General features: G+C 69.0%; 6 protein-coding genes. 1 reads left to right on the top strand and 5 read right to left on the bottom strand.

Annotated elements, in window-relative coordinates; genetic code table 11:
- The coding region (locus VFE28_00130) for a bleomycin resistance protein (GenBank protein ID HZM14380.1) at positions 1 to 199 on the top strand (199 nt) is incomplete at its 5' end.
- A 63-nt stretch (positions 200 to 262) separates the two neighbouring features.
- Here VFE28_00130 and VFE28_00125 read toward each other — a convergent pair.
- The 5 genes from VFE28_00125 to VFE28_00105 form a co-directional block, all read right to left on the bottom strand.
- Complete coding sequence (locus tag VFE28_00125) at positions 263 to 1,192, bottom strand: cation diffusion facilitator family transporter (GenBank protein ID HZM14379.1); 930 nt, start codon at positions 1,190 to 1,192, stop codon at positions 263 to 265.
- 80 nt (positions 1,193 to 1,272) lie between these two features.
- Positions 1,273 to 1,827 (bottom strand): methyltransferase domain-containing protein, encoded by a 555-nt coding sequence (locus VFE28_00120; protein ID HZM14378.1) that lies wholly within the window; start codon positions 1,825 to 1,827, stop codon positions 1,273 to 1,275.
- 7 nt (positions 1,828 to 1,834) lie between these two features.
- On the bottom strand, positions 1,835 to 2,524 hold the full coding sequence (gene lipB / locus VFE28_00115) for a lipoyl(octanoyl) transferase LipB (GenBank protein ID HZM14377.1): 690 nt from the start codon (positions 2,522 to 2,524) through the stop codon (positions 1,835 to 1,837).
- Positions 2,524 to 3,951, bottom strand: coding sequence for a dihydrolipoamide acetyltransferase family protein (locus VFE28_00110; protein ID HZM14376.1), 1,428 nt, complete (start codon positions 3,949 to 3,951; stop codon positions 2,524 to 2,526). The genes lipB and VFE28_00110 overlap by 1 nt, the downstream gene beginning before the upstream one ends.
- A gap of 50 nt (positions 3,952 to 4,001) precedes the next feature.
- Positions 4,002 to 4,217, bottom strand: a 216-nt coding sequence (locus VFE28_00105; GenBank protein ID HZM14375.1) for a transketolase C-terminal domain-containing protein, incomplete at its 5' end; no start/stop codon positions are given.

The raw sequence follows: 4,217 nt of genomic DNA, 5'->3' as shown, positions 1-4,217 counted from the left end.
AGGGTTCAGCATCGACGTCGCGACTCTGACAGAGCTCCTGCGAGACGCAGAGGAGCACCATGGCGAGTACGAACCGACCGCTCCGAAGCACCACTGGTCGGGGTGGTACGCCGCCTACATCGTCTCGCGCGTGCAGGGGCGGACTCCCGAGGAGGCAGCCAAAGATGGCGCGCTCCGCATCGAGGGTGCGCGCCGATAAGGGCCGATACGTTCCAGGGTCCAACTCGTCGGCTGCTCAATCGTGCTCCGCGCTCGCACCAAGTCAGGACTCTGCCGGCGCACAGCCGTCGCAGGCGCGATCGGCTGCCTCCCCGCGCAGACGGGGCTCATCCTGCCCTTCCACTTGCAGGGTCGTGTGATCGAGGCCGAAGCTCGCCCGCAGGCGCTGGTTGATGCCGACGAGGACGCCATCCCGATCGGTGTCGCGGCCGGTCACCACGTGAGCCGAAAGACAGACGCGCCCGGAAGTGATCGTCCACACGTGCAGGTCGTGCACGTCTGTGACTCCCTGTTCCGCCAGGATCACACGGCGCACTTCCCCGACGTCGAGATTCCTCGGCGCCGACTCCATGAGCACGTCCGTCGCCTCGCGCATGAGATACCAGATGCGTGGCACGATGAACGCCGCGATGAGCAGCGATACGATCGGATCCGCTTGCACCCACCCGAGGCGCATCTGCAAGAGCGCCGAGACGATGACGCCGACGGACCCGAGCAGGTCCGCGAGCACTTCGAGATAAGCGCCCCGCACGTTGAGGCTGCTGCGGGCGCCGGCGTGCAGGAGGCGGGCGCCGATCAGGTTGACCACGAGACCCACGCATCCGAGCACCAGTACGGGAACGGGCTCCACGGTGGCCGGAGAGCGCAGGCGCAACACCGCTTCGCGGCAGACGAAGAAGGTGACCAGCGCCAGGAGCACCGCGTTCGCCACCGCCGCCAGGATCTCGGCGCGGTAGTGGCCGTAGGTGCGTTGTGGCGGCGAGGGCCGCGCCGCGTACCAGATGGCGAAGAGGGCGAGCCCGAGGGCGCTGGCGTCGGAAAGCATGTGACCGGCGTCGGCGAGGAGGACGAGAGCGCCGCTCCAGACGGCGCCGACCAGCTCCGCCACCATCACCACACCGGTGAGGGCGAGCACGATGGCCAGTCGCTTGCGGCTGGCGCCGGCGCCATCCATGGTCCGCTGGCCCGACATGCTCCAACTCCTTCTTCGGGCGGCCTCGGCGCCGGGCGGCTGCGACGCCAGCTGGTCCGACGTGCGGCCCGCCGCTGCGCTCACCGCGGCCCGCACTCCACGAAGATCAGGTTGCGGAAGAGCAGGCGCAACAGGGGCCGCAGCCCCGGCGACAGCTCGGAGGTGTTGAGATCCACCCAGCGCCGCACCTCGAAGCCCGCCTTCTCCAAGAGCCAGCGGAGCTCGTCACTCGCGAACTCGTGGAAGTGCTCCGGGCTCTTGCCGAACATCCACTCCCACGGGTGCCGGCGGGGGACGCTCAGATAGAGCGTGCCCTCGGGGCGCAAGACCTCGCGACAGCCGTCGAGAACGAAGAGCGGGTTCATGAGGTGCTCCAGGATCTCGAAGCCGGTGATGGTGGCGAAGGGACCGGGAGCGAAGCCCCGCAACCGTTCGCGGTCGAGATCGTGCGCCTCCGTGTTTTGCATGTCGACGCCGAAACGCTGGCTCAGTTTCCGGCCCAGGGCGTTCGCCGGCCCCAGGTCGAGGACCGGCGGCTCGAGCTTCTCGAGGCAGTCGAGCGTGGCCTGGAAACGACGGCGCGCCGCCCGCGCATAGGCGTCGGTGTCCACGGGCACCTGGCTCTGGATGCTCATGGCGCGCTCACCGCAGCGACATCTGCCGCCCGTAGACGGCGCCGAACTCGGCGGCGAAGCGCGCCGCCACGTCCGGCACCTCCGGCGCTTCTGGCAAGAGCTCGGCCAGCGAAGTCACCGCGCTCCCGGCCAAACCACAGGGAACGATGAGATCGAAGTAGCGCAGGTCCGTACGGACGTTGAGCGCGATGCCGTGCGAGGTCACCCAGCGCGAGACGCGCACGCCGATGGCGGCCACCTTCGCCGGCGGCAAGTCGTGGCGCTCCACCCAGACACCGGTCTTCCCCGGGACGCGGTGTCCCACGATGCCATAGCCGGCGAGCACGCGCAGCAACACTTCCTCCAGGTCGCGCACGTAGCGCCGCAGGTCGCGCCGCCTGGGATCGAGCCCGATGATGGGATAGGCCACCAGCTGCCCCGGGCCGTGATAGGTGACGTCACCACCCCGGCCGCATTCGTGGAGTTCGACCCCGAGCGCCGCCAGACGCACCGAGTCGGCGAGCACGTGCGCGGCTTTGGCGTTCCGGCCGAGCGTCAGCACGTGCGGGTGCTCGAGGAGCAGCAACTGATCGTCGCAGAGGCCGGCGGCGCGGCGCTCCACCAGTTCCGCCTGCAAGCGCAGCCCCTCGGCGTACGGCACGACGCCGAGGTAGCGCGCTTCGCAACGCGGCACTTGCTGCAGGACCGCCGCTGCCATCAGAGGAACGCCTTGAAGTCGGCCGTCTCCATGGTTTCCTTGAACGCCCCCATGAATTGATCGGCCACGGCACCGTCGATGATGCGGTGGTCGTAGGAGAGACAGGTGTACATCATGGGTTTGATGACGATGGCGTTGTTCTCCACCACACGCACGCGTTTCTCGATCATCCCCATGCCGAGGATGGCCACCTGCGGCTGGTTGATGATGGGCGTGCCGAAGAGGCTGCCGAAGACTCCCGGGTTGGTGACCGTGAAGGTGCCGCCCTGAACCTCTTCGGGTTTGAGCTGCTTGCTGCGGGCGCGGCCGGCCAGATCGGCGACGCGGTTGTTGATCCCCACCAGCGACAGCTCGTCCGCCCGGTGGATGACCGGGACGATGAGACCCCAGTCGAGGGCGACGGCCACGCCGACGTTGATGTCCTTCTTGTAGACGATGTTGTCCCCGTCCACCGAGGCATTCACCACCGGGACGGCGCGCAGCGCCTCGATGCAAGCCTTCACGACGAAGGGGGTGACGGTGAGCTTCTGACCATGGCGGCGGACGAAATCGTCCTGCACCTGCTTGCGCGTCTTCATGATGTTGCTGCAGTCGATCTCGTAGATCGTGTGCACGTGCGCCGAGGTGCGCTTCGACATCACCATGTGCTCGGCGATCTTCCTCCGCATCAGCGACATCGGTTCGACGACCACGTTGTCGCCCGGCCGAAAGGCGGGCAGTGCCGGGACCGCCGGCGTCGGGGCCGGCGCGCCTGCTGGCGCGGGCGCCTGCAGCGGCACGATTCCCGCGGCCGCCTGGTGCGGCGTGACGGCGGGACCACCGCCCTCGACGTAGGCTTGGAGGTCTTTCTTGGTCACTCGGCCCGAGATGCCCGTGCCCTCGATCTGGGAGATGTCGACACCCTGGTCCCGGGCCATGCGACGAACGAGCGGCGTCGAGCGCAGGCGCCGCAGCTCCTCGACGCTCCCGGGGGCGGCGGTGGTGGCACTCGCCGCAGCGGTCGCCATGGCCGGAGCCGCAGGGCGCGAGGGTGCTGGTGGCACTGCTGCCGGGGCTCGCGGCACAGCAGGCGCCGGGGCCGCAGACTTCGCCGCAGCCGCCGGGGCTGGAGCCGCCGGCTTCGCGGCCGCAGGGGCCGCGGCCGCCGCGGGCTTCGCCGGGGCTGGCGCTGTGGCCGCCGCTTCGGCGCTGTCGGCGATCACGCCGACCACGGTGTTCACCTCGACGGTCTGCCCCTCGCCCACCTTGATCTCGGCGAGCACGCCCGCCGCGGGCGAGGGGATCTCGGCGTCCACCTTGTCGGTCGAGATCTCGAACAGGGGCTCGTCGCGGCGCACACTGTCGCCCTGCTTCTTCAGCCACTTGGTGATCGTGCCTTCCGCGATGCTCTCCCCCATCTGGGGCATGATGACATCGGTCTTCGCCATGTCTCTTGTTCTCCCGTTCTCCGAAAAGCGTGCTTCGAACCCGTCTTGAATCAGTAGGCCGCCAGCTCCTCGCAGGCCCGCACGATGTCGTCGAGCTGCGGCAAGAAGGCATCTTCCAGCGGCGCGCTGTACGGCACGGCGCAATCGCGCGCGGTGACGCGCACCACCGGGCCGTCCATGAACTCGAACGCCGACTCCGCCAACAGAGCGGCGACCTCGGCCCCGACGCCGCCGGTGCGCGTGTCCTCGTGTACGATCACGGCCTT

This window comes from Candidatus Krumholzibacteriia bacterium, assembly GCA_035649275.1.
In the GTDB taxonomy this organism is placed as follows: Bacteria; Krumholzibacteriota; Krumholzibacteriia.
Note: the sequence above shows the minus strand (reverse complement) of the source record. Positions and strands in the feature narration are given on the sequence as shown.

Bases quoted from the DNA above. Each gene is read 5' to 3' on its own strand.
- lipB (HZM14377.1), bottom strand. From the start codon at position 2,524: ATGGCAGCGGCGGTCCTGCAGCAAGTGCCGCGTTGCGAAGCGCGCTAC.
- VFE28_00125 (HZM14379.1), bottom strand. From the start codon at position 1,192: ATGTCGGGCCAGCGGACCATGGATGGCGCCGGCGCCAGCCGCAAGCGA.
- VFE28_00120 (HZM14378.1), bottom strand. From the start codon at position 1,827: ATGAGCATCCAGAGCCAGGTGCCCGTGGACACCGACGCCTATGCGCGG.
- VFE28_00110 (HZM14376.1), bottom strand. From the start codon at position 3,951: ATGGCGAAGACCGATGTCATCATGCCCCAGATGGGGGAGAGCATCGCG.